Origin of the sequence: Fusobacterium sp. (genome assembly GCF_032477075.1) — a bacterium.
In the GTDB taxonomy this organism is placed as follows: domain Bacteria; phylum Fusobacteriota; class Fusobacteriia; order Fusobacteriales; family Fusobacteriaceae; genus Fusobacterium_A.
In genome coordinates this window covers 36,160-56,515 of record NZ_JAWDXO010000007.1, presented here as the reverse complement: position 1 = coordinate 56,515, position 20,356 = coordinate 36,160, and the positions used below count along the sequence as shown (strand labels likewise).

15 protein-coding genes and 1 riboswitch are annotated in these 20,356 nt (G+C 29.2%); of the genes, 3 read left to right on the top strand and 12 right to left on the bottom strand.

The features are described from left to right. Positions 1 to 12: 12 nt before the first annotated feature. The 12 genes from E6771_RS04800 to E6771_RS04745 form a co-directional block, all read right to left on the bottom strand. On the bottom strand, positions 13 to 1,344 hold the full coding sequence (locus E6771_RS04800; RefSeq protein WP_316090038.1) for an ArsB/NhaD family transporter: 1,332 nt from the start codon (positions 1,342 to 1,344) through the stop codon (positions 13 to 15). Beyond that, positions 1,337 to 2,263, bottom strand: a complete 927-nt coding sequence (locus E6771_RS04795) for a PTS sugar transporter subunit IIA (RefSeq protein WP_316089999.1) — start codon at positions 2,261 to 2,263, stop codon at positions 1,337 to 1,339. The genes E6771_RS04800 and E6771_RS04795 overlap by 8 nt, the downstream gene beginning before the upstream one ends. Positions 2,264 to 2,282: 19 nt before the next feature. Then, positions 2,283 to 3,560 (bottom strand): ArsB/NhaD family transporter, encoded by a 1,278-nt coding sequence (locus E6771_RS04790; RefSeq protein WP_316089998.1) that lies wholly within the window; start codon positions 3,558 to 3,560, stop codon positions 2,283 to 2,285. A gap of 146 nt (positions 3,561 to 3,706) precedes the next feature. Continuing rightward, complete coding sequence (locus E6771_RS04785; protein ID WP_316089997.1) at positions 3,707 to 6,220, bottom strand: DegV family EDD domain-containing protein; 2,514 nt, start codon at positions 6,218 to 6,220, stop codon at positions 3,707 to 3,709. Between the two features lie 37 nt (positions 6,221 to 6,257). Further along, positions 6,258 to 6,809, bottom strand: a complete 552-nt coding sequence (locus E6771_RS04780; RefSeq protein ID WP_316089996.1) for a helix-turn-helix domain-containing protein — start codon at positions 6,807 to 6,809, stop codon at positions 6,258 to 6,260. Further along, the gene (locus tag E6771_RS04775) at positions 6,802 to 8,016 is read right to left on the bottom strand and encodes a CinA family nicotinamide mononucleotide deamidase-related protein (RefSeq protein ID WP_316089995.1); all 1,215 of its coding nucleotides are present in this window, start codon (positions 8,014 to 8,016) and stop codon (positions 6,802 to 6,804) included. Before E6771_RS04775 ends, E6771_RS04780 begins: the two co-directional genes overlap by 8 nt. Positions 8,017 to 8,034: 18 nt before the next feature. Further along, on the bottom strand, positions 8,035 to 8,538 hold the full coding sequence (locus tag E6771_RS04770; RefSeq protein WP_316089994.1) for a phosphatidylglycerophosphatase A: 504 nt from the start codon (positions 8,536 to 8,538) through the stop codon (positions 8,035 to 8,037). A 4-nt stretch (positions 8,539 to 8,542) separates the two neighbouring features. Further along, positions 8,543 to 10,705, bottom strand: coding sequence for a U32 family peptidase (locus E6771_RS04765; RefSeq protein WP_316089992.1), 2,163 nt, complete (start codon positions 10,703 to 10,705; stop codon positions 8,543 to 8,545). A gap of 17 nt (positions 10,706 to 10,722) precedes the next feature. Further along, entirely contained in the window at positions 10,723 to 11,304 is a 582-nt protein-coding gene (coaE, locus tag E6771_RS04760; RefSeq protein ID WP_316089990.1) for a dephospho-CoA kinase, read from the bottom strand. 169 nt (positions 11,305 to 11,473) lie between these two features. After that, positions 11,474 to 12,562 carry an antitoxin gene (locus E6771_RS04755; RefSeq protein ID WP_316089989.1) on the bottom strand — a complete coding sequence of 363 codons (1,089 nt, stop codon included), beginning with the start codon at positions 12,560 to 12,562 and terminating at the stop codon, positions 11,474 to 11,476. Positions 12,563 to 12,732: 170 nt separating this feature from the next. After that, positions 12,733 to 14,445, bottom strand: a complete 1,713-nt coding sequence (locus E6771_RS04750) for an adenine deaminase (RefSeq protein WP_316089988.1) — start codon at positions 14,443 to 14,445, stop codon at positions 12,733 to 12,735. Positions 14,446 to 14,466: 21 nt separating this feature from the next. Next, on the bottom strand, positions 14,467 to 15,774 hold the full coding sequence (locus E6771_RS04745; RefSeq protein WP_316089987.1) for an NCS2 family permease: 1,308 nt from the start codon (positions 15,772 to 15,774) through the stop codon (positions 14,467 to 14,469). Between the two features lie 215 nt (positions 15,775 to 15,989). Then, positions 15,990 to 16,066, top strand: a riboswitch (cyclic di-GMP riboswitch). A 92-nt stretch (positions 16,067 to 16,158) separates the two neighbouring features. On the opposite strand from E6771_RS04745, the gene E6771_RS04740 reads away from it, so the two are divergent. The 3 genes from E6771_RS04740 (at position 16,159) to E6771_RS04730 (ending at position 20,339) form a co-directional block, all read left to right on the top strand. Continuing rightward, entirely contained in the window at positions 16,159 to 16,686 is a 528-nt protein-coding gene (locus E6771_RS04740) for a hypothetical protein (protein WP_316089986.1), read from the top strand. 86 nt (positions 16,687 to 16,772) lie between these two features. Beyond that, positions 16,773 to 18,887 carry an HD domain-containing phosphohydrolase gene (locus E6771_RS04735; RefSeq protein WP_316089985.1) on the top strand — a complete coding sequence of 705 codons (2,115 nt, stop codon included), beginning with the start codon at positions 16,773 to 16,775 and terminating at the stop codon, positions 18,885 to 18,887. A gap of 21 nt (positions 18,888 to 18,908) precedes the next feature. Further along, positions 18,909 to 20,339, top strand: a complete 1,431-nt coding sequence (locus E6771_RS04730; RefSeq protein ID WP_316089984.1) for an ABC transporter substrate-binding protein — start codon at positions 18,909 to 18,911, stop codon at positions 20,337 to 20,339. The last annotated feature ends 17 nt before the right edge of the window (positions 20,340 to 20,356 follow it).

Genomic DNA, 20,356 nt, shown 5'->3' with positions numbered 1-20,356 from the left:
CTCCCTTTTATTCTACATATATCTTACATAAAGATAAACAGTTGCCAATAATAATGTTTGAAAAGCTATAAGCCCTCCAAATTTAAAAAACTTTAAAAAATCTATTTTACATCCAGCTTTAGCAGCAGCTCCTACAGCAACAACATTTGTAGCTGATCCCAACATAGTAATATTTCCTCCTAAACATGATCCAAACGACAGAGCCCACCAAAAAGCTTTAGGATCTCCTATCTTATCAAATGTTGGAACCATAACTCCAAGTATTTTAGAAACAGTTGCTGCATTGGCAACATTTCCTATTATAGAAGTAAATCCAGCAGAAAGCCAAGTAACAGCTATTACAGCAAGATCAAATTTACCAGAAGTTATTTTTATAAGCTTATCTCCAATTATATTGATTATATTTAAGTTTTCTATTCCTTTTATCATCATAAATAATCCTATAAAAAAGAACAAAGTTTCCCATTCTACATTTTCAAAGATCTCTTTCGGTTTTCTTTTTGCTATAACTACAAGAAATATTGCTCCTGACAATGAAATAATTGCAAGACCTTTATTAATAAAATTATTTAAAACAAATCCAATTAGTACTAAAGAGAAAATTACAGCTGCCTGTTTTAAAAGCTTAGGATCTTTCAAACTTCTTGAAGAATCCAATTCCATTATCCTAGCTTTTAGCTCATTTGATACCACCATATGTCTTCCATATATAAAATAGACATTTACTATAAGCAGAACCATAGAAAGTACTGCTACTGGTGCTGTATTGAAAAGAAACTCATTAAATCCAAGATTTCCTTCAGCTCCTATAATCAATTGTGTTGGGTCACCAATCAATGTAGCAAGTCCACCTATATTAGCAGACATAACTTCTGTTATTATAAAAGGGAAAGGATCTAATTTCAATTGCTTTGCTAATAATATTGATACTGGTGCCATTAAAAGGATCGTAGTAACATTATCTAAAAATGCTGAACATAGAGCTGTTACTATTGCTAGTAAAACTATCAATCTAAATGGTTCTCCTCTTACAAGTTGGGCTACCTTTATGGCAAACCACTGAAATACACCTGTTTCAGATACAAGCAAAACAATTATCATCATTCCTATTAATAGAAATAATATTTCCAATCTTTCAGAAATAGCAGTTAAAGCATCCTCTTCATTTATTATCCCAATAAGAGCCATTATAAGCCCACCTATCATTGTTGCCCAAGGTCCTGGTATTTTTTCTGTTATCATCAAATAAAATACTGTAAAAAATACAATTAACCCTATCAGCATATACATCATAATTTTCCTCCTCATTTTGATTCTTTCCCCTAAGACTGAAAGTTTAAATATGAAGTACTTTTTTGATTATATCTGATCTTCTTATCATTCCATAATATTTTCCTTCATCCAGTACATATAATCTTGTGAGTCCTTTGTTAACCATAATGAAACATATCTCCATAATAGGAGTTTTCCTATCTATTTTTACTCTTTCATCTACTCTATATAATTTTTCAATTGTAGTAGTGGTTTCATTCACTAAATATTCCTCAAAAGGTTCTCCAACAGTTAAAAAATTGAGATCACCCATTAAAGAAAGATAATCAGGCATACCAAAGTCAATAAGTTCTCTTTCAGTTATTTCTCCTAAAAATATTCCATCTTTATCTACTACTGGAAGACCGCTTGTTTGTTCAAGTATAAGTCTTTTTGCTATTTCTTCCAAAGTATTTTCTGGAGTGGCAGGTTCTATATCTGGGCTCAATACATCTTCTGCAATTATTCTATGGTCTATTTCAATATTTGATTCTTGAATATATTCAATTATTTTAACAGGATTTTTTTCTTCTTTGATTTTCTCTAAAAGGTTTTTCCTTTTTAGAGCCATTTTTGAAACAGCACTCATTACTTTTAGTATATTTTTATTTTTCAGCACATCTGAAATAATCAAAAATACAAGTTTTACTTTATCAGTCTTACGTGTTGCTGCAATCTCAACTTCAATAGGTTCTTCCAATATACCAATAGAAACAATAAAATCATTGAAATTTTCTATTCTGGCATGAGGTATGGCTATCCCATTTCCCATCCCTGTTGATATCTCTTCCTCCCTTTTTATTACTGACTTTACAATTGCATCTTTTAACTCATTTATCTTTTTATCTTTCAAAGATAATCTTTCTATCATCTCTGTGATAATTTCCTTAGGAGTTTTTCCTTTTAAATCAGTAAAAATAAACTGTGGGTCTAAATAACTTGAAAACTTCATATATTCCTCCTCTAAAACTTTAATATCTCAGATTAATATAAATAACACTTAAAACCATTGATTGAATAACAATCAATATCCCCAATTTGAAGAAATCCATAAAACTTATCTTTACTCCTGCCTTCTCTGCAATAGATACTCCTACTATATTAGCTGGAGCTCCTACTAATGTCATATTTCCACCAAGACAAGCTCCTAAAGATAATGCCCACCATAAAACATCTGTATGCCCTGTAAAATTTGGTACAATATTTGCTATAATTTTTGAAAAAGATAAAGTATATGGCACTGAGCCAAGTATTGGAGATAGCAATGATGAAATTAATACTACTACTGTTCCAGTTTTTTCTAGATTTCCTTCTGTAAATTTAACTATCATCTTCCCAATCTGTGCAATCACTCCAAGTTTATCTACTCCTTCAACTAAAACAAATAATCCTCCAAAGAAAAATAGTGTTTCCCACTCTACTTTTTTATATATCTCTTCTGGGCTCTTCTTGCTTATTGTAAGTAAAATAACTGATCCTGTTATAGATATAACTGCAAGCCCTATATTTGTTACCATATTTGTTAAAAATCCAATAAGTATTATAGAAAATAGAGCACACGATTGCATCAAGAGTTTTTTATTTTTTATACTTCTATCAGGTTCCAAATCCATTATACTCGCCTTTAACTCTCTTGATACAGTAAACTTTTTTCCAAAAAGTAACTTTGCTGTAAATAAAAGTACTATCATATTTACTATTACAATTGGTGTTAGATTTATCAAAAAATCATTAAAATCTAAATTCCCAAGGCTTGCTATGATAAGATTTGGTGGATCTCCTATCATTGTTGCTGTTCCTCCTATATTACAAGCAAATATCTGTACCATTATAAATGGAAATGGATCTATTTTCAGCTTTTTAGCTAACAATATAGTGACTGGAACTATTAAGAGAATAGTTGTAACATTGTCCAGAAAAGCTGAACAGACAGCTGTTACTACTGACAGCATCATCAATATCTTCATAGGATCTCCCTTTGCTTGTTGAGCAACTTTTATTGCTGCCCATTGAAAAATACCAGTTTCAGACATTATTTCTACTACCATCATAAGTCCCATTAAAAGTAATAAAATCTCCAAATTTCTTCCTATGGATTCTAAAGCCTCTTCTTGATTCATTACTCCTACAAGTACCATTAAACTTCCTCCAATAATAGCTGTAAGTGATTTTGGCTGCTTTCCAAAAAGAATAAAATAAAAAGATACCACAAAAATTAATAAACCTGCAATAAGTTTGATGTTTACCACCTTATGCTCCTCCTTATATATAAAAAATTTTAAAAACTTTTTACATGGTTTATTTTACCATTTTCAATAATAGAAATATTTTATAAAAAGAAGCAAGGATTCTCTATATAGATATACCAACCTAATAAAGAATCCCCTGCTTTCAATTATCTTATTTTTGACATCATTCCAAAACCAAATACAGGACCTGAATGCGAACCAATAGTAGCACCTATTTCAAATCTTCCTCTATACTCTACTTTTTTGAAATTATCAGTCATATTTTTTATTGCATCAGCTTTTGAAAGTTCTTTGTTTGTTCCTCCCCAGGCTGTATACAGGATTATGCTATTTTTCTTGCTTTCTGCTTTTATTAATTTTTCTATATATGAAAATGCGCCTCTATCTCCAAAAGTTTTTGTCTCAATAGTCACTTCACCATTTTCTAATTTCAATATAGGTTTTACTTTTAAAAGGCTTCCAATAACAGAAGAAGCTCTTCCTATTCTTCCACCTTTTTCTAAAAAGGAAAGATCATTAACTATAAAATACAACTTCATTTTTTCTTGCATTTCATCAAGTCTTTCAAGTATTTTTTCATAAGTAGCCCCAGCTTGTACCATTCTTGCTGCTTCTAAAGCTTGATGTCCTAAAACAAGACTAACAGCCTTTGAATCTACAATAGTTATATCATCTGCTCTGTTCAGCATACCTTTTGCTACTCTAGCAGCCTGCTGTGTACCACTTAATCTGCTTGAAATATGAATAGATATAATTTTTTTATATCCTTTATTAAAAAGTCTCTCATATAATTCTTTAAATTCTGCTGGTGAAGGTTGTGAAGTTTTTGGTGATACATTTTCTGTAAGCAGTCTTTTCCAAAATTCTCTTTTAGAAATATCTACTCCATCTCTGTAATAATTATCATTTAATTTTATTTTAAGTGGGATAATATTTATAGATAAATCTCCTATAAATTCTTTTGTTAAGTCTGATGTAGAATCAGTAACTATTGCTACTTCAGGCATATTCGGATCTCTATTTTCTATATAAATATAATATGGATAATTTCCTTGGTTTGCCTTAAATTCATTATATCTTATACCATTAGTTTCTTTTAATACTTCATCAGCTTCTTTAGTTGCTCCATCTCCAATTACACTAAATATATTTAATGTATTTTCATTTATATAAATATTATAAATTTCCTTTATCAAAGAAGTCAATTCTAATGATTTTATTTTTATTTTCCCATTTACAAGAGCAATATAATCTTCCTCTTCTATTTGAATATCATCAACCTTTGTATTTCTTACAGCTTTTGTTATTTCAATAGAATAATTCCTAGCTGTTTGTTTTAAAATATCTTCAATTTTTTCATCTTTATTCTTTATAATATAATGCCCTTCCAACATTGATTTTGTTTCGAAAACCATAATTTCTTTTTTAGATCTTTCTGCTGCCATTTTAGCTGCTGATATAATATTTTTATTATTTGGAAGAATAACTATTCTTTCAGCATTTATTCTTTTTAATCCATCTTCTATATCTGCAACACTGGGATTTTGTGTTTGTCCTCCAATAAGTACAGCTGCAGCTCCATCATCAAGGAATAAATTTCCAAGCTCTTTATTATCTACAATAGCATAGTATGCAATTGGTGCTGCATTTTCGCTTCTAATAAATACTTTTTCTGTTGATTCTACCTGATAATTTGTATTTTCAGAAACAAGAAGATTTTGATGCTGTATCTCCATATTTTCTATTTTTATATTATTAAGGTTCCCAAGTGCACCAGCAATTTCCAAAACTTGTCCTGGATGATTTGTATGTATATGTGTTTTTGTTTTTTTAGAAGTTTGAGCACATACAAGTGAATCTCCCAGTGAGCTTACTTTTGCTTTATATTCATCTAAATCAAAATTTCCAGATTCAATTATAAATTCTGTACAATACTTAAATTTTATATCTTCCAATACCTGAGTTGTATTTTCAAGTCTTTCTTTTCTTTTTGCTCTTGATTGTACTATTCTTTCTAAATCTTTTAACATTTCTGGATCAGTTACAGATTTTTCAAATCCTTCAAGAACATAAAATATTCCCTTTCCTCCAGCGTCTACTACACCTGCTTCTTTTAATTTAGGAAGCTGATTAGGAGTATCTTCTACTGCTTCATATGCTACATTTTTTAAGTGTACAAGAAACAGGATAAAGTCATCTTTATCTCCTTTATAAGCTACTGCTTCTTCTGCTACCCTTCTAATTACAGTCAGCATTGTTCCTTCTACAGGTTCGGAAACAGCTTGATATGCTTTTTCTTTTGCTAAAACAAAAGCATTGATGGTATCATCTACTGTAATTTCCTCTTTATTTCTTACTCCATTCAAAAATCCTTGTATGATTTGAGACAGAATAGTTCCTGAATTTCCTCTTGCTCCCAGTAATACTGCTTCTGAGACTCTATCAGCAAGTTCTTTCATACTTGGTTCATGGTTCATTTTTATCAATTCATTTTCCACTGCCTGAAGTGTCATAGACATATTTGTTCCAGTATCACCATCCGGCACTGGATAAACATTCAAATCATTTAAAACATCTGCATATTTTGAAAGCCATCTGCTGGCAGCTATCAAAAGTTTAGTCAATCTTATAGAGTTAAGTACTTTTACCTCTATTTTCATATGTAATTTACCTCCGAAATCTTCTTTTTATTTTCTATTAAAATGTTGGAGGATTTACAACCCATATAGCCTTTGTAAGTTTGTCAGTGGTATTTTTAAATCTGTGCTTCTGACTAGATTTAAAATACAGGCTATCTCCCTCATTTAAACTATATACAGTCTCATCTATATATACATCCAGTTTTCCTTCAATAATAAAGATGAACTCTTCTCCATTATGAGTATAGAAACTTCTTCCACTTTCTCCATTTGGACCTATTTCATAAAGAATAGGTTCCATTGTCTTATCAATATTTGATGTTGTAAGAAGAGCCATTTTAGTGTTTGAATCTATACTTTCTATATATTTTCTCTCATCTTTTTTAACAACTTCCATATTTCTAGCTTCTTCTTCATCTTCAATAAGATAGCTTACTTTTACATCTAATGAATTAGCTATTTTTTTTAAATTTTCAATGGAAGGAGAAGCTTTTCCCTGCTCTATTTGAGATAAAAAGCTAGCAGATAAGTCCACTTTGGAAGCTAACTCTCTTAAAGAAAGTCCTCTCTCGTTTCTACTTTTCTTTATTCTTTCTCCTATACTACTCATCATACTCTCCTTTATCTAATATTTTTATCAGACTAAAAAGACTTTGAGAAACTGCTCTTTCTCTGATTTTCATTCTATCTCCATTGAAAAATCTTTTTTCTATATAGATATCATCTTTAACTCTTATTCCTATATAGACAAGTCCAACAGGTTTTTCAGGTGTTCCACCATCTGGGCCTGCTATTCCTGTAGTAGCAATAGCTATATCAGAATCAAGTCCCATGACCATCTCCCTAGCAGTTTCTTCACTTACTGCTCCATATTTTTCCAATGTTTCTTTTTTTACTCCAAGTCTTTTCGTCTTAGCATTATTACTATATGAAACTATTCCTTCTTTGAATACTTCAGAGACTCCTGGTACATCTATTAAACGACTGGCAATCATACCACCTGTACATGATTCTGCTGTTGAAATATTCATTCCAAGTTTTTTTACAAGTTCCACTACTTTCTTCTCTAATCTGTCTGCATTTTCACCAAATACATAATTACCTATTTTATTATATATCTTTTCCACTATTTTTTCTACTTTATTTTTATTACTCTCCTTACTTTGAAGTCTCACTATTGTTCCATAATTCTTTACAAGAAATTCATAGTATATTCCATCTTCTATAAAAAAATCTCTTATTTCCTGATTTAAAAGAGATTCTGCTAGTCCAAAAGTAAGTATATCTCTTATATAAATTCCATCAGCATTAATATTTTTTTCTTTACTATACCATTTTAAAAATTTGGGAAGCATATTGTAGAGTTCCTTAGGAACTCCTGGAAACGCTGCAATTCCATCTATATATATTGCTGGAGCCATACCTGCATCATTTCTAAAGCTTATAGCTCCTTTTGGTTTTTCAACTTCTTTTACATTTACATCTACAAAATTTATCTTGGCTCTTTCAAACTTCTCCTTTAATTCATTCAATTCATTTTCTTCAACTATAAGTGGTCTGTTCAGATATTTTGCTATAGCTTCCTTTGTTATATCATCTATTGTGGGACCAAGACCTCCTGACATTATAATAAGATCCACATTCCTCTTCCCATAATCTACAGTTTTTATTATTTCATCCATAAAATCTCTGATTGTTACTTTAAATTCTATTTCTATTCCATATTTATTCAATTCTTCTGCTATATAGAGACTGTTAGTATCCAGCATTCCCCCATTTAAAAGTTCAGTACCTACAAGAATCAATCCTGCTTTCATTTACAATGCCCCCTGTTTTTAAAAAAATATACTCCAGATACATACCATTAAAAAATTTCCAATTATACCAGCCAAAAAATCATCAAGTACCACACCTATACCTCTTCCAAAATGCTGTGATTTATCAATAGGACCTAATTTTGTTATATCAAAAAACCTAAATATAACAAACCCAATAACCATAGCTTTTATATTTTGAGATACTCCTACTGGATTTATAAGAAAAAGAGTAGTTAAATATCCCAGCACTTCATCTATAACTACATTTTGAGGATCTTTCTTTTTAAATATTTCCCTTTCACATATGTCGCTGATATAAACTGCTACTGCAAAAAAAGTTATTAAGAACATAAAATAAAAAGAATTATATACCATATTATTTGGAAAAAACTTTCTTATATAAGAAAGAAGCATAAATACTGGTACTCCACCTAATGTTCCAAATGTTCCAGGTGCTTTAGGTATATCTCCAAGTCCAAACCATGTTCCTAAATCCCTTACCCATTTCTTATTTTTATTCATAAAATTAATACACCCCTCTTTCATAGTTAAATGCTCTATATATTCCTGTTCTTAATCTCATGTTATTAAGAACTTCTCCAACCTCTTCTGGTGTTTCAATAGTAAACTCTATAACGATTTCATCTATATGCAGTTTCTTCATTTTACTCATATCATTCAGAATATTTAAAGGTCTTTCAAAAAATATTTCACTATTTCCCATAATATTCTGTACAACAGTAAATCTATCTCCTTCACTATTTTCTATTATTTCTTTATTTTTATTAAAAAGTGAAATTTCAACATACATTCCTTTTAATTTTGAATATCCTAATATAGCTTTTTTTAAGCTTGTCTTCCCTATTTCCTTTATTTTTTCAAAACTTATTTCTGGGGAAAGTATTACAGTTTCAGCCTTTCTTAATTTCGCCAATTCTTCAATGGTATATCTATTGGATATATTCAAATTCCAATTTATAGTTACATCATTATTTTTATTCTCTATAAGCTGATAAAGATTAGCAGCAAGTTTGCTACCTATATCCTGCTCATTTAACATTTCTTCTCTAGCAATATCATATCCTCTTTTATATATTTTTTCTATTCCATATTCTTTTACTGCTTTTTCTTGTGCAGTATTTGATACTATTGCAGATAAAATAACTTCTCTTTCCATATCTTCTTCATAAGGAAGTTGATATTTATTTTCTGCTTTTCTTCTATAGCTCTCTATGATAAGTTCTTCTAACTCCATTGATGCAGATCTCCTTAAAGATTTTATTACAGATACAGGAAGAAATATTCCCTCTGATATACGACAATCAATATTAGTTATATTAAATGAAGTATCACCAGTTTCTTTTAATTTTTCTATTATTTCTTCCGCTGTTACAGCTCTTTTAGCTGCTGCCTCAATTTCATTTTCTCCAAATTTTTCAACTTTTATCTTTTTTCCATGATTATTTATAGCTTCCAGTATTAAGAGAGGTTTTTTTCCAAAATCTCCTAAAAATTTTCCTGTTATATTAAGCTTTTGGTCATATTTTTTCAGTTTACTTTCAATATCATCATTTACTTCTTTAGCAAAACTTCTGAATACATATTTACTTCCTCTTGGTGCATCTTTTAAAAAAATAGTTTCTCCAAATTCAGCTGTTTTTCTCACTTCTTTTGAACCTTTTACTTCTATTTTATTCAAATATCCACCACCAAGTTTTTCAAAATCTTTAGACAGATATATTATTCCATCTCCTAGAACAACCCTATCTTTAAGTTTTAATTCTTTTCCAAATATCGATCCTATTTCTCTACCTAAATTATATGAATAATTTTTATTGATAAGAGATGAGTCAGCACCATGAAAATATCCTTTACTGTAACCTCTATTAAATATCTTAGATACTCTTTCTTCTATTTTTTTCTCAGTTATCATTTGGTAGTAATATTCAACAGTTTCAAATACATAATTAGGATCTTTCATCCTTCCTTCTATTTTTATACTTTCTATTCCTATTTTTTTTAACTTTTGAATCTCATCATATCCCAATAATTGATCTTTGGGGCTTAAAAAATATCCTTTATTTCCCTTACTATCAGTATATTCTTTTCTGCAAGGCTGTGCACACATACCTCTGTTCCCACTTCTGCTTCCTATAAAACTACTCATATAACAGTTTCCAGAATAACATATACATAATGCTCCTGATACAAATATTTCCAATTCTATACTCGTATTTTCTCTAATTTTTTTTATCTCTTCAAATGTCATTTCTCTAGGAAGAACTACCCTTTTAAATCCTATTTTTCTTAGATACTCAGCTTCTATATGATTCCCCACTGTCATCTGAGTGCTTCCATGATATTCCATATCTGGAAAATTTTCTTTCATATATCTAAAATATCCTAAATCTTGAACAATAACTGCATCAAGTCCATGTTCATAAAGAACTTTCAAATTTTCATAAAGAAAATCCATTTCTTTTTCCATCATTATTGTATTAAGTGTAAGAAATATTTTCACTCCTCTTTTATGAGCATAATCAAGAGCTTCTTTGTATTCCGCCAGTGTAAAATTTTCAGCATTTCTTCTTGCTCCAAATCCTTTTAGTCCCATATATATTTCTTGGGCTCCTGCTTTTACAGCAGCATAAAATCTCTCCATATTTCCTGCTGGAGCTACTATTTTCATAATTTACCTCACATTTTTTATTTTTGCAGATTACAGTATACCACATCTACCTGATTTTTTAAATCTTCTAATGTACCATTATTATTTATCACAATATCTGCTCTCTTTGCTTTTTCCTCCAATGACATCTGAGCATTTATTATTTTTTCTGCTAATTCTCTGATGTTTTTATCTCTTTCTATTACTCTTTCTATCTGTAATTCTTTTTTAATATATACTACAACTATTTTATCACATAAATTTTCCATTTCAGCTTCATATAAAAGTGGAATATCAAAAATAACAATGGAACTTTCAGAAATTTCTTTTTTCTTTTTTACAAATATTTCTATTACTTGTGGATGGATTATCCCATTTAATTTATTTAATAACTCTTTATTTTCAAAAGCTTTTACTCTTAATTTTTCTCTTATTATTTTCCCTTTATTATCAAGAATATCTTTTCCAAAAACTCTCACTATTTTATTTATAGTGTCTTTTTTTTGGCTGACTTCCTTTACTATTTCATCAGCGTCTAACACTTCCAATCCTAATTCCTTAAAAAAATTACTTACTGTAGACTTTCCACTTGCTATTCCACCTGTCAGACCAACAATCATTATGTCCACCTCTTTTAAATTTCTATGTAAATAATACCATATTTTTCTTTTGAATTTAATTGAATATTAATTATTTTCAAAATGTCCTTCTATATTATTATACTATATTTTATAAATTATAAAAAGGCTGATCTATATCAGCCCCTATATAATCAATATATTAATATTATTAATCTAAAAAATTTTCATTAAAATAAGCAAGTAATGATTTCATAACTTTTTCTGTTCCACTTACTGTATACAAATCTATTCCTGCAACTCCTTTTTTACACTTATACTCTAAACTCACTATCATCTGTTCATGGTAATTTTGAGCTAGTGAAAATTTAGAAAATGCTATATTTCTATCAGGGTTATAGTATACAACTTTTAGTTTTTCTACATATGGAGAAGATTTTAATGAATTAGCTATATTTTCTAATTCCTCTGTTATTTGTATACTTCCTTCCATTTCTTTATCTGCTGGCGAATATTTGCTTGTACTTAAAGGAAGATTACTTGTTGATGTCATTCTTTTCATATAGAATTCTCCCATTGCAGAAAATTCAGCATATTTCTCTCCATTTTCTTCATCAAATTCTATAAAATTTTTTAAATGAGGATTTCCATTGAGAATCTCTTTTATTTCAGATTCCTTAACTTTTTGTTTCTTGTCTAACAATTTAAAGAATTCTTTATTTTCTAAATAAAAATCGTAATCTATCTTCATTGGTAAAGGTGATATTTCTGTTACTTCATTGAATTCATCAAACATAAAATATGACTTTAAGTGTAAAAGCTGTGCCATGAGTCCTACAAGAAATATCTCAGCTTTATATCCTCCTACTGTACACACACATATATTTAAGCTGTTTCCTATCTTATTAACTATATTGCTTATCTCTTCTGTAAGTCCTTTAAGTCCAATAGTTTTAAATTCCTTATGATTTCTTTTGTTTAAGTTATGAATAATTCTTTTCTCTACAACTTTTGCTATATTTTTTTTAAGTATAAATTCTTCAAGAACTTCTCCAGCCAACTTTCCATTTACAGTATCATGAATTATTAAAAATATTCTTTTTCCAGAAAATATTTTTTTCTCTGTAAGATTTTCAAGTGCTATTATCTCAGCTCCGTATCTTCTATCTCTAAAATCTTCTATATTTTCTTTTTCGTAATACTCAAGTATATCCTCTTTAGTTATATTTTCTTTTTTGGGATTGTTGGCTATATAATTTTCTACGAGACTGGTCCCAACAGTCATAATAATGTTATCCATTATATGTTCCTCCATTCTGAATGTTTTTCTATCTAATTTATTACCCTTTTAGAAGTAATTTGTCAATAGTTATACAGCATTTTTTTTAATTTCATGAAATAGTGAACTTTTGTATTTTTTAATTACATTAAAAAATGGAGAAAATCATGATGATAATCTCCATTTTTATTTTATACTATAATATCTACAACTTTTGACTCTGTTACATCAATAAGTCCTTTATCAGTTATCTTTAATTCTGGTGACACTGGAAGAGATAAAGTACAAAGAGACATTATAGGATTATAATGCTTATAGCCAAGATTCTTCATGGCATTTCTTAGTTCTTCTACTTCTTTTCCTAATTCTTCTACACTTTTTTCAGATAATATTCCAGCTACTGGTAATTTCACTTCATTTAAAATATTTCCATCTTTCACAGTACAAATTCCGCCCTGAATTTCAATTATTCTGTTAGCAGCTGTCACCATATCTTTGACAGTTTTTCCTATTATCATCAAGTTATGATGATCATGAGCATAAGTAGTAGCTGTTGCTCCTTCTTTTATAGAATCTCCTGTTACCAAACCAAAACCTATATTTCCATTTTTACCATATCTTTCAAAAACAGCTATTAAGCAATATTCACTATTTTCCCAATCAAGAAACCCATCTTTCACAGGAACAGCTCTGATAAGTTCTTTAGTTCTTGTACTTCCATCATTTACTTCTATAATTCTGCACATAACTTCTTTCTCTTTGCTTTGTACTGAAATCTTTAAATCTTCATTTTTAATATTTTTTACATGAACACTTTTATAAAAATCTTCTGGAAATTTGTAAGAAGTTGGAATATATTTTTTTTCTTCTAAATAATTATAAACTTCTTTACCATCAATAAAAGTATTTTTTATCTCAAATTTTTCTAAATCTTCTATAAATAAAAAGTCTGCTTTTTTTCCAGGAGCTAGAACTCCTCTATCCAAAAGATGCATTCTTCTAGCAGGAGTAAAAGTTGCTGAATATATAGCATCTTCTATTTTAAGTCCTTCTCTGACAGCTTTTTTCATAACAGCATTAAGATGACCTTCATTGAGAAAAGTATCTGCCATAACATCATCAGTTACAAAGGAAAAATGCTCATAAAGATTATTTTCCTTAATATAATCTATGAGTTCTTTTTCAATGGACTTTGCTTGTATTTCAACAAACATACCATTTTCAAATCTCTGTTTAAATTCCTCCATTGTATGTTCTGTATGATCCCCATTTATTCCAAGATATAAAAATTTTGAAAGTTCAAGATCAAGAAGTTTTGGACAATGACCCTCTATAGCATATGTTGGTTTCTCTTTTTTTACATACTCTATAAATTTACATATTTCTAAAGTGTCATCAACTATAACTTTTCTATAGTTCATTACTTCTCCTATACAGATGACCTTTGGATTTTCAGCAATTTTTTTCATTCCTTCACAATCTATAATTGCTCCTGTTGTTTCCAATTCTTCTGAAGTTGATGGAACACTGCTTGGAATTCCATAAAATATACTTGTATCTATATTACTTTCTGCTTCTATCATAGCATATATTCCTCTAGCTCCAAAAACATTAGCTATCTCATGAGGTTCTGCTACAATAGTTGTAACTCCATTTTTTGCGAGCTGATGACAAAATGGTGCTGGTGTCATCATAGAACTTTCTATATGCATATGTATATCTATTAATCCAGGTATCATATACTGATTTTTTCCATCTATAATTTCCTCAGCATCAAATTCTATCTCTTTTTTTATATCTATATGAAGTATTTTTTTATTTAAAATAGCTACATTAGCTTCTCTAAATTTTTTTAAATATGAATTGTAGATTTTTACATCTTTGATTAATAAATCTATTTTCATTCTTTTCTCCTAATTTATTTTCTATATTGTCAATGTATAGAAGTAGTAACAAAGAACTGCTGCAAATGGATACATAGTTGTTGGCACTTCTTTGCTTCTTCCACTTGCTACTTTTAATATCACATAAACTATTATTGCTGCTGATATTCCATTTGCAACATTAAATGTAAATATTGTTAAAGCTACTGATAAAAACGCTGGAATACATTCTGTAGCATCATCATAATTTATATTTCTCATTCCACTCAGCATTTTTACTCCAATAAGCATCAATGTAGGAGCTGTAGCTGCTGCTGGTATCATAAGTGCCAAAGGTGTAATAAGGAACATAAGTAAAAATACTGCTGATGTAGATAAAGAAGTCAGTCCAGTTTTTCCTCCTGCTTCTACTCCACTTGCTGACTCTAAATACGTAGTCATACAAGGCATACAGAAAAAGCTTCCCAATACGGTAGATATTGAGTCTACATAAAAACATTTTTCAATCCCAGGTAAATTTCCATTTTTATCTAAAAGCCCTGCTTTTGCTCCTACACCTATAACAGTCCCAAAAGTAGAGAAAAAATCAGGTATAAAAAGAGCAAATAGAAATGGAATATATTTTATATTTAGTGCTCCTATTATATCAATATTAAATGCCATTTCTGAAATACTTCCTGGTGCTGCAAAAATAGTAGTTGGTATTTTTGTAACTCCTAAAGGAATTCCTATAATAGTAGTAAGTATAATAGCAAGAATTACTCCTCCATTTATTTTTCTTATTTCAAGAACTAAAAGTATAATAAGACCTATTACTGCAAGAATTGCTGCTGGACTTGTAAGATCTCCAAATCCAAGTACATTTTTCTTTGCATTTGCAACTATTATTCCAGCATTTTTAAATCCAAGCAAAGATATAAATAATCCTATCCCTGCACTGATAGATATTTTTATACTTAATGGAATAAGTTTTACAATGATATCTCTAAGTCCTACAAAAGAAATAATAACAAAAAGTATTCCCTCCCAGAAAATAACTCCTGAAGCAACTGCTGGAGACATTTCTTCTCCAACTATCATTGTAATAGCATATACCCCTACACTTCCAAGTCCAGGTCCAAGTACAAAAGGTCTATTAGTAACAAGTCCCATTGCAGTAGATGTCACAGCACATAAAATTATAACCATAGTAAGAACTGCTGCTTTGCTAAATCCTGCAGCTCCCATCATAGATGGTACAGTTGCAAGTACATATGCCATTGTAGCAAAAGTTGTTACTCCAGCTAATATTTCAGTTTTTACATCTGTTCCATGTTCTTTCAGCTTAAACTGCTTCTCTAAAAAATCCATCTTTAAAATTTCCCCCTTAAAAGTCATAAATTAATAGAAGTAGTATAACATAAATTCAGATTTTTTTAAACTATTTTATGTACAGTCTCTATATTATTCAATTTTCAATTTTATAGATACTTTTTATTTTTTTATATTTCCAAAAAATATTGACTTTTTTAATGAAGTATAGTATTCTTAAACTAAATATATATACTTTAAAAAAACGGTTCAAAGATATTTTATAGCAAAATAATGGAAACGTTATGACGCAAAGCTATAGGGCCTATTAAAATGGTAGCCAGTTGCAATTCTGAAAAATACAGAGGCTCTCTGTCTTTTTGTGATTGCACTTTTTTATCTAGGTTTAAAATTAAGTTATTTACAAACTTTGGAGGAAAATTTATGAAAAAAATATTAATTCTTTTAGGAATATTCATTTCTTCTGTTATTCTTTTTGGAAGTGATAACAACAATGATGAGGCTACAGTAAATATTACTGCTGAATTTTTAGCACCTCTTAACCTTGAAGTGGTAAAACATGCTGATTTTGGAACTGTTATAGCACAAAATTATAATAAAGGTAATGAACCTGAAACAATAACTGATGGTAAACTAACTGTTACTGGGAGTGGAAACGTGATATTAAAATGGATGGATTCATCCAATAAAAGTTCTCCATTTCATGTGAGTTCAGATCCTCTTATTGTTTCTCTTACTAATAAAGATAATGATAAATTAAAAGCAGCTTTTAATGTTGGAGCTAATCCAAAGATAAAAAATGATTCTAGTTTTAACTTGACAGAAAATAAACCACACAATCTTTTTGTTCATGGAAAACTTCTGGATATTACATCAAATACTCCTTCTGGATCATACACTGGATCTATTATTTTTAGAATTGAATATGATGATTCATCTGTAAAATATTAATATATTCAATTTTTTAAAGTTATAATTACAGTTCTTTAATCAACTACAATTTTCTTTAATAAATAATATAAAAAATGGTGGTGCTAATGAAAAAACTAATTACAATCTTCTTTATACTTTTTAGTTCTTTTGTCTTTGCAAAAGATTCTTTAACTATAAAGATACCTCTCAATCTTACAGATATGTATCTGTATAAAAATTTAGAAACTGGAAAGTATGAAGGTGTTTATGCAGAAGTATTTGAAAAAATTAACACTGAAAAATTAAACTCTAAATATGATCTGGATTATAAACTGGAAAATGAAAATCCTGAAGTAATGATAAGAGTTGTTGATTCTTATCAAGATGAAAATTATAATTATATCCCTACACCTATTACATACAGAGTAGCTGTTCTAGTAAAAAATAACAGCAATATTAGAAAAGTAAGTGATTTAAATGGATTAAAAATTGCTTATATTCCTAATTCTCGTGGTCTTGCAGAATTTGAAGAAAGATTTTCAAATGTAGTATTTGAAAAAGTTAGTGCTCCAAATGAAGATAAAGGGCTGGAATATCTGGAAAATGGAGAAGCTGATGCCTTTATTGCTGTAGATTGGGCTGAAAGCAACTCTGTTGAAAGTCATATCAGAATGATAGAATCTCTTCAATACAGAGAACAAATAGCCGTAAGAGAAGATAAAACTGAAATATATAATGCTGTAAAAACTTACATAACTTCTCTACCTCCTTCTAACTTTACAGATATTATAAAAACAAACAGAATAAACTATTATACTTACCTTTTAAAAGATACCCCTAATCAGTATATTATAAAAAATAAATTTAAAGAAATAAAAGTTCAGCTTCCTAATTCAAAATATATTCTTCCACTTTTTTATGAAAAAGATGGAAGATATAAAGGACTTCTTCCTGAGATGTTAAAAGATTTGGAAACTATTATTGGAGTTCCATTTAAAATAACTAAAGATAACGGAGATATAAATGCTTACATTATAAAAAATCAGAAAAAAATGGATAAATATATATTCAGTACTCCGTATTATTCAAGTGACATAGGTATAGCAAATAAAAAACTTGATTCATATAGAGCAAGTATAAGTGATTTAGACAATAAAAAAGTCCTTGTTGTTGAGAATAGTTATTTTTCTGAATATCTTCCTCAAGTAACTAAAGATATTACTATAGTTCCTGTTAAGTCTGTTCAAGAAGGACTTAAAAAATTGGCTGCAGGAAATGGAGATTATTTTGTAGGATTTTCAAGTGTCATCAGAGGAGCTATAACTAATGAATTCCTTGATGATGAAGTTAAAATAGCTGGAACTATAAACGAAGATATGTCTATAAGTCTTGGAGTAAAGAAAAACGAAGAGGAATTAAGCCAGCTTATAAATACTGTAATGAAAAGTTTTGCTTTAGACAAAACTCTTACTGACCCAGAAGCTAATAAAAATATACTTGTAGAAAAGAACTACAAATTAATGATGAAAGTGGCTGTTCCTACAGTAATGTTTATTATTATCTTAATAGTTGTTCTTATCAAATCTGAAAAAAATAGAAAAAGAGCAGAAGTATTAAGTAATGTTCTGGTAGAAACACTGGAAATGATAAATCAACTGGATCAAGAAGAAGCTGGAGATCATGCTAAAAGATTATCTCTATATTCTGAACTTCTTGCTGAAAAATCTAACTTGGATAAAAAACTTGTATCTGAAATCAAAAAATTTGCTATTCTGCATGATTTAGGTAAAGTTATTGTTCCAAATGAAATACTTAATAAACCTGGAAAATTAACTACAGAAGAATTTGACAAAGTAAAGGAACACGCTATTGTAGGACATAAACTTGCTGAAAAATTAGGTCTTGGAAAAGCAGCTGAAAATCTTGTTAAGTTCCACCATGAAAAATGGAATGGTTTGGGATATCCAATGGGATTAAAAGAAAAAGAAATTCCAGTTGAAGGAAGAATTGTTGCATTAGCAGATACTTATGATACTTTAAGACAAGATAAAGCCTACAGACCTGGGTTCTCTCATGAAAAAGCTATAAAAATTATAATTGCTGAAAGTGGTGTCAGTTTTGATCCTGAATTAGTAAGTATTTTCTTAGCAAATAGTGACCTATTTAAAAAGATTTATGAGGAAAATACTAAATCTATATACCTAGCTGATGAAATCTACTCAGCTATAAAAAATAAATAAATACTGCACGAGGTGAATTTTTTGAGAAAATATTTATTATTATTGATATTTAATTTTTCTTTGATCTTTAGCTTTAGCAGTACTACAAACGATGTAGAAAATATTTTTGCTGATGAATATGGATATCAAAATGAAAAAACTAGCGAGATTCCTGAAACTTTGAATATTCTCCAAGGAATAAGAGTTTCAAGCATTGATCCTGCCATGATAAAAGATAATTATTCTAAAAGGTCTATTCCTTTAATGTATAATACTCTTTTTACTTTTAATGATAATGGAGAGGTAAATCCTTATCTTGTTAAAAATTATAAATGGCTGAATGAAAAAGAACTCTCTATAGAATTGAAAACTGGTATAAAATTTCATGACAAAAGTATTCTTACTGCCAAAGATGTTAGAGATTCATTAGAATATCTAAGAAAAAACGGAAGATTAAAAAACTTCTATTCTGAAATCACAGATATAAAAGTTTTAAGCAACAAAGAATTGGTAATAAAGATTGCTGAGAAAGACAGCTTATTCTTAGCATCATTAACTTATGAAATTAGTTCTATTGCTAAAAGAACTGAAAAAGGAATAATTGGTACTGGACCTTTTTATACAAAAAGCTTTAATGGAAAAACACTAAAACTAGTAAATTTCCCTGATTATTTTGCTGGTCCTTCTAGTATAAAAAGAATAACTATTGGAGAAGAAGTTAATGAAACCCAAAGACTTATCGCTTTATTTAATGATAAAGCCAATATTGCTTTAGATGTAACAGAAAAAGCACTGAAAAGTGCAAAAGAATATGGAATAATTGAGGAAAGTGTTTTTGTTGAAAAAAGTGAAGAAACAGAAAGTTCTGTACTCATATTTGGAAAACAAAAAAATTATTCTATTGAAAGCAGAAGAGCTATTGAAAGTGCTGTGCAAAGGACTGCAGATTCTTTCTTCCCTAGCAAAATGTTTACTCCTAGACTTTCTAAAGTAAATATTGATTACAGTAATTCAAAAGCTAAGAAAAATATAGATAAAGCAGGTTTGAAAAACAAAGAAGTAAATATTATGGTACTTAATACAAACAGCAGTATGGAGCGAGCTGAAAATATAAAAGTCTCTCTTGAAAATTCTGGAATGAAAGTAAATATTCTGCCTCATCAGGTAGATTCATACTATATTAAATTCCAAAACAAAGATTTTGATCTTGCTGTATTTGATATATCATTTAATAAAAACTATACTGTATTCAACTTAGGAAAGGTTCTTCTTTATGATATAGGAGATATGGAAATGTATAATGCTTTACAGCCATTCCTTAAAATTATAAAAGAAGAAAAAGATAAGGAGAAAAGGGATCAGGTATTTGATAAAATAGTTCAGCTCATATATAAAGAGCTTCCATATATTTCTATTTCTCATGGAAACACTCTTGTAGTGGGAGCCGAAAAATATAAATATATAAAAAGATAAGAAGGAGGGGATTAAAA

What these genes read in the sequence shown, in the direction of transcription:
- E6771_RS04740 (WP_316089986.1), top strand. Translation starts at nt 16,159, where the DNA reads ATGAAAAAAATATTAATTCTTTTAGGAATATTCATTTCTTCTGTTATT.
- E6771_RS04780 (WP_316089996.1), bottom strand. Translation starts at nt 6,809, where the DNA reads ATGAGTAGTATAGGAGAAAGAATAAAGAAAAGTAGAAACGAGAGAGGA.
- E6771_RS04775 (WP_316089995.1), bottom strand. Translation starts at nt 8,016, where the DNA reads ATGAAAGCAGGATTGATTCTTGTAGGTACTGAACTTTTAAATGGGGGA.
- E6771_RS04770 (WP_316089994.1), bottom strand. Translation starts at nt 8,538, where the DNA reads ATGAATAAAAATAAGAAATGGGTAAGGGATTTAGGAACATGGTTTGGA.
- E6771_RS04765 (WP_316089992.1), bottom strand. Translation starts at nt 10,705, where the DNA reads ATGAAAATAGTAGCTCCAGCAGGAAATATGGAGAGATTTTATGCTGCT.
- coaE (WP_316089990.1), bottom strand. Translation starts at nt 11,304, where the DNA reads ATGATTGTTGGTCTGACAGGTGGAATAGCAAGTGGAAAGTCTACAGTA.
- E6771_RS04785 (WP_316089997.1), bottom strand. Translation starts at nt 6,220, where the DNA reads ATGAAAATAGAGGTAAAAGTACTTAACTCTATAAGATTGACTAAACTT.
- E6771_RS04750 (WP_316089988.1), bottom strand. Translation starts at nt 14,445, where the DNA reads ATGAAAATAGATTTATTAATCAAAGATGTAAAAATCTACAATTCATAT.
- E6771_RS04755 (WP_316089989.1), bottom strand. Translation starts at nt 12,562, where the DNA reads ATGGATAACATTATTATGACTGTTGGGACCAGTCTCGTAGAAAATTAT.
- E6771_RS04735 (WP_316089985.1), top strand. Translation starts at nt 16,773, where the DNA reads ATGAAAAAACTAATTACAATCTTCTTTATACTTTTTAGTTCTTTTGTC.
- E6771_RS04795 (WP_316089999.1), bottom strand. Translation starts at nt 2,263, where the DNA reads ATGAAGTTTTCAAGTTATTTAGACCCACAGTTTATTTTTACTGATTTA.
- E6771_RS04745 (WP_316089987.1), bottom strand. Translation starts at nt 15,774, where the DNA reads ATGGATTTTTTAGAGAAGCAGTTTAAGCTGAAAGAACATGGAACAGAT.